The following is a 5,538-nucleotide window of genomic DNA, read 5'->3' as shown; positions in this document are numbered from 1 at the left end:
CGTTTACTGTTAGGGGGCTATTCCTCAGTCTCTGAATCAAGACGAAGTTTCTATTGACTGTTATGCCTGGCTCTTCTGTATTATGATATCTATAGAAACACCCTGGTTCACACTGTTTCCCGGGGAAGCAGTCACAATGTGTTTTTACGCCTGCTTATTAATTTTTGCCAGTCAATTAAAATAAAAAGAGACCTGTCTGGTTCTCACTAACAGGGAAACCGGATAAAAAGGAGTGAAGAGATATTGGAAAATAGAAATTTTCGCAGGGAAAGAGATTCCCTGGGTGAAGAGTTAATACCTCAAAATGCATACTGGGGAATCCATTCCCTGAGAGCCCGGGATAATTTTCCTATCTCTCAAAAAGTTCCTTCTTCGTTGATAAAAGCCTATTTTGCAGTAAAATGGGCCTGTGCCAGAGCGAATACCGAAATCGGGCTTCTGGAGGAGAACACAGGTAACGCAATACTTAAAGCTTGCGAAGAAGGGATGCAGGGTAAATTCGATGAAGAAATCATCGTTCCTATCCTTCAAGGTGGTGCCGGAACTTCGCTGAACATGAATATAAACGAAGTGATTGCTAACCGGGCTCTGGAAATCCTGGGTCACCAGAGAGGAAGCTACCAGATTGTCAACCCTTTCGATAGTGTCAACCTGAGCCAGTCAACAAATGATACTTTCGTAACTGCAGTAAAAGTGGCAGTGCTGTGGCAGCTCGATGAATTAGAAAAGGAAATAATCTTTATCCAGGAAGAGCTCCAGCAAAAAGAAAGAGAGTTTGCCTCTATAGCCAAGGTGGGACGAACCCAGCTTCAGGATGCCGTTCCCATAACTCTGGGAATGGAATTTGGAGCTTTTGCCGAAGCCATCTCCCGAGACCGCCGGAGACTCGAAAAAGGCAAAGAACTAATGAAAGAAATTAACTTAGGTGGTACTGCTGTAGGAACCGGATTAAATGCCCACCCTGAATACAGGGCAAGAGTCGTTCCCTATCTCAACGAGATTACTGGATTATCTCTCACGAGAGCAACAAATGCTTTTGAAAACACTCAGAATTTAGATGTTTTTTCTGAATTATCAGGTCTTTTACGTTCTCTGGCCGTGAACTTGCGCAAAATAGCCAATGACTTGCGCCTGCTTTCTATGGGACCACGAGCTGGCATTGGAGAAATTACCCTACCTCCTCTCCAGGAGGGCTCTTCAATTATGCCTGGTAAAATCAATCCTGTTATGTGTGAATATGTAGAAGGAATCGCCATAGATATATTGGGCAGAGACCAGGCTATTGCTTTTTACTGTTCCAGCGGACAGCTGGAGCTAAACCATCTTGCTCCTTTCATTGCTCACCATATTCTGACTATGATAGAAGAGCTTAAAGAAAGCATACACGTATTTGCGGAAAAATGCATACGGGGAATAAAGGCCAACCAAGACCGTTGCAATGAGTTATTAGAGAAAAGCTTCGCTATGGCAACCTGCATAGTCCCTCACCTGGGACACGAGCGAACTTCAGAACTGGTTCGGGAATGTCTTAAAGAAGGTAAGATTTTCAAGGATTTTCTAATTGAGCGCCAGATATTTTCTGAAAAAGAACTGGAAAGCATAATTGAATCTTCTCGGAGTTTCCAGACCCTGGAATATCCGGAGTTAGAATAAAAGGAGTAAAAAGGCTATGACAGCACAAACTACACCCCGCGGTTTACGGCCTCATATCGGGCTATTCGGCAGGAGAAATGTTGGCAAATCTTCCCTTATTAATGCTCTAACTCAACAAGAAGTGGCCATTGTATCAGAAAGTCCTGGTACTACCACCGACCCGGTATTCAAGGCCATTGAATTACTTCCCTTCGGACCGGTAACCCTCATCGATACCGCAGGACTGGATGACGAGGGGTTTTTAGGAGAACTCCGCAAAAAGAAAACCATGGAGATACTCAGGCGCTGTGATTTGGCCCTCGTAATATGGGATTATAACTCAGATTTTACCTTTGAAAAGGAGCTTATTGACCTTTTGCGTAGCAATGGCACGACCATAATAGGGGTAGAGAACAAAATTGATTGTCCTTCTCCAGGCAAAGCTTTTATAGATAAAAATATACCAGTCTTTAGAGTGAGTGCCAAAACCGGCGAAGGTATTGCCGAGTTAAAGCAAGAATTGATATCTATATTACAGAGCTCTTATGAGGAGAAGCCTCTCATTAAAGACCTGGTGTCTCCCGGAGACATGGTGGTGCTGGTAGTGCCTATAGACCTCGGGGCTCCCAAGGGGCGGCTTATTCTCCCCCAGGTGCAGACCATAAGAGACCTGCTCGATGCCGAAGCTACAGCTGTAGTTACCAAAGAAAGGGAATTAGCAGAAACTCTGAAGAAGTTAGGCAGCCCTCCCCGTATGGTGGTTACTGACTCTCAGGTGTTTCATAAAGTTGCCGAAGTAGTACCTCAGGAAGTGCCACTGACCAGTTTTTCAATTCTTTTTGCCCGCTACAAGGGAGACCTTTTAACTCTCGTAGAAGGAGCCAAAACTATCGAAACTTTGAAGCCTGGAGACCGGGTTTTAATATCAGAAGCATGCACACATCACCCTGTGCCTGACGATATTGGAAGGGTAAAAATACCTCACTGGCTACGCCAGCGATTGGGATTTGAAATAAAAACCGAAATCAATGTTGGAGCAAGCTTTCCGGATAATCTTTCACAATACCGATTAATAATTCATTGTGGCGCCTGCATGCTGAACCCCAAAGAAATGTATTATCGTATCTTAACTGCCAAAAGAGAAGGTGTACCCATCACCAACTATGGGATAGCCATTGCTTACCTGCAGGGGCTCTTTCCCAGAGTGCTTGAAGTTTTTCCAGAAATGAGAGTAAAGCCTCAAGGTACAGAGCCTTCCACCATTGCCTTCCACCGGGTAGCAGGGGAATAGCCTCTATAGAGTGTTTTCCAAAATGGAAGTTAGCGGTTAGGTCTTTTCTCTTCATCAGCCAATTGGAGATTGAAAATTGCGTTATCTGAAAGTCCGGGCTTTTTCTCTCTTGACGAGGTAAGTTTATCGGTTTAGGTATTTTTCCCGACATCCCAGTTATAGAGCCCTTTGTAGCTGTCAGGAATAGCGATAAAAGCACAAAACCCATTGCGACATTTCCCTTTTTCATGCTTTGCTCCTCTCTTCTCTGCCCCGGCATTCTTTCCGGGTAACCCGCTCAACCGTAGCTTCACACATTCCTTCCTGACTTTCGTTACTCCTGAAGTCTTCAATCGAGAATCCACATCATCCGTCATGCCTGAAATTTGTTATCGGGCATCCAAATCTTTCCAATACTGTGGACTCCGGCTTGAAGATTGCCGGGGTGACGGACTTGGGGTGATAGGAGCATTCAGCAGTGACACCCCCTCCGTCATTCCCGAAATCTTTTATCGGGAATCCACATCTTTTCAATACTTATGGACCCCTGATAGGGGCATTCAGGGGTGACATCCCTTTTTCGTCATTCCCGAGATTTTTTATCGGGAATCCATGTTTTTAAATAATTTAGACCCCGGCTTAAAGATTGCCGGGGTGACGGACTTGGGGATGATAGAAACGTTCAGGGGTGACGAGGAGGTGTCATTGCGAGTTCGTGGTTTCGCTTACGTGGCAATCCCGAGCTTTTTACTCTATCTAATTTGCTTTTTAGTTTTTTGAGGCTCAGAAAAGCGAGATCGCCACCTCAATCGCTCCTCGCGATGACAGAAAAGGGAGGGTTTCCTCTCCTCTGATTTGGATTCCTAATAAATACATAAGCTTATTTTTAAATAAAAGTAGCCAGTTACAACAATTTTACAGAACACTACGATTTAATGACCTGTTACTATCTGTTGAGCTATGTGGAGCTATCTCCGAAGCCTTGCCAGAGAAACTACGATATTTCTGCAGATAAAGAAAGAGAGGAAAATCAGATACAAGCTTATTCCTGACTTCCCTCTCTTTCTCGCTCACACAGAGATTTGTTGCATTGCCCAGTCCAGAGCTTCCTGGAGTAAACTCTCCGGAGGAGTGGGAATAAACCCTTCTTTCATCATCATCTGCACCAGTTCCCGGGCATATTTTATGTCTTTCTCTGCCCGGGAGAATGCTTCTTCTTGCGATATTTCTACCCGGGCCAGGTTTTCCCTGATGGCTTCTTGTGCTACATCTTTTGCCTCATGAGGGAAAACTCCTACCTCATCCATAGTGGGAAGAATATTATCGGGGTGTATGCCTCTTTTTTCAGCATAGTCAGCTAAAGAATAAGAGGCAGCAATAGCCATTCCATCGGATATCTTTTTAGCTCTGACAAGCAATGCTCCTTTTAAAATTCCGGGAAAGCCCAGGGAATTATTCACCTGATTGGGAAAATCACCTCGACCGGTAGCCACAATAAAAGCTCCGGCTTCCCGAGCAGCATGAGGATAAATCTCTGGAACTGGATTAGCACAAGCAAAAACGATAGATTTATCTGCCATGAGTTTTATCCAATCTTGTTTTACTACGTCCGGCCCGGGAGTGGATAGCGCTATCAAAACATCAGCTCCTCTCATCGCCTCTTCTATATCGCGAACCCGCTGCGGGTTGGTCTTAAGACATAATTCCCACTTCCTATAGTGGCGAGGGTCAGACTCTATATCTTTTCTATCACGATGCAGAGCACCTCGAGAATCAAATACAATCATATTCTGGAGATTACCTCCTGCAAGCTCTATAAAACGAGCTATGGTGGTATTAGAAGCACCCGCTCCTAAAAGTACTATTTTTACGTCTCCTATTTTCTTGTCCGCTAATTTCAAAGCGTTAATTAAACCAGCGAGAGTAACGCAAGCTGTACCTTGAGCATCATCGTGCCAGACCGGGATATTGCATTCTTCCCGTAAAGTGTCCAATACCTGGTAGCAATTAGGCTGGGATATGTCTTCCAGATTAACTGCTCCAAAGCTGGGCTCTACCATTTTCACAAAATCAATGATTTTTTCTGGTCGGTGGTTTCCTCTTTCATCTCTACTATCAATACACAGAGCGGTAGCATCAACTCCCCCCAGATACTTCATGAGGAAAGCCTTCCCTTCCATAACTCCCAAACCCCCCGGAGGGGTACAATCTCCGTCTCCCAGAACTCGAGAAGAGTCGCTTACCACCGCTACCAGATTTCCCCGGTTAGAGAGCTCAAAAGATTCATCATTGTTATCCCTGATGGTGGTAGAAATCCTGGAAACCCCCGGGGTATACCAGACGTTAAACCAGTTAAAACCAAAAACCCCCGCTTTGGGCACAGTTTGCATCTTGCCTCCATAAAACCGATGGGCTTGCTCGGCTAACCTCATAAAAAAGAGAGTTTTAACCTGTGCTGATTGTTCAGGAGCAAGAGAAGAAAGAATTTCATCTAAATTATCCAGAGTCCAGTTTATTTTGGGCATATAATTTCCTCCTTAATTATTTAAATATCATTTTTAGATATTCTGGTTGTATCAAATTCATCACTGAATAATCAAAATTATATAGTAACCACAAAATCATTATAACGTGTT

At 44.1% G+C, this 5,538-nt stretch carries 4 protein-coding genes; 2 read left to right on the top strand and 2 right to left on the bottom strand.

Annotated elements, in window-relative coordinates; all coding sequences use genetic code 11:
- Nucleotides 1-243: 243 nt before the first annotated feature.
- Both GXZ17_RS07955 and hydF read left to right on the top strand, forming a co-directional pair.
- Nucleotides 244-1,653, top strand: a complete 1,410-nt coding sequence (locus GXZ17_RS07955; RefSeq protein WP_409376760.1) for an aspartate ammonia-lyase — start codon at nt 244-246, stop codon at nt 1,651-1,653.
- 16 nt (nt 1,654-1,669) lie between these two features.
- Nucleotides 1,670-2,923, top strand: coding sequence for a [FeFe] hydrogenase H-cluster maturation GTPase HydF (gene hydF / locus GXZ17_RS07950; protein ID WP_409376759.1), 1,254 nt, complete (start codon nt 1,670-1,672; stop codon nt 2,921-2,923).
- 131 nt (nt 2,924-3,054) lie between these two features.
- Here the strand turns inward: hydF and GXZ17_RS07945 are convergent, their stop codons facing one another.
- Nucleotides 3,055-3,216 (bottom strand): hypothetical protein, encoded by a 162-nt coding sequence (locus tag GXZ17_RS07945; protein WP_409376758.1) that lies wholly within the window; start codon nt 3,214-3,216, stop codon nt 3,055-3,057.
- A 756-nt stretch (nt 3,217-3,972) separates the two neighbouring features.
- Complete coding sequence (locus GXZ17_RS07940) at nt 3,973-5,427, bottom strand: NADP-dependent malic enzyme (protein WP_409376757.1); 1,455 nt, start codon at nt 5,425-5,427, stop codon at nt 3,973-3,975.
- Between the last annotated feature and the right edge of the window lie 111 nt (nt 5,428-5,538).

It is taken from the genome of Candidatus Sordicultor fermentans (genome assembly GCF_012728195.1).
Lineage (GTDB): Bacteria > Atribacterota > Atribacteria > Atribacterales > Caldatribacteriaceae > Sordicultor > Sordicultor fermentans.
This window is presented reverse-complemented; position numbering and strand designations above follow the sequence as displayed.

Coding starts and splice junctions, on each gene's coding strand:
- hydF (WP_409376759.1), top strand. CDS start 1,670: ATGACAGCACAAACTACACCCCGCGGTTTACGGCCTCATATCGGGCTA.
- GXZ17_RS07940 (WP_409376757.1), bottom strand. CDS start 5,427: ATGCCCAAAATAAACTGGACTCTGGATAATTTAGATGAAATTCTTTCT.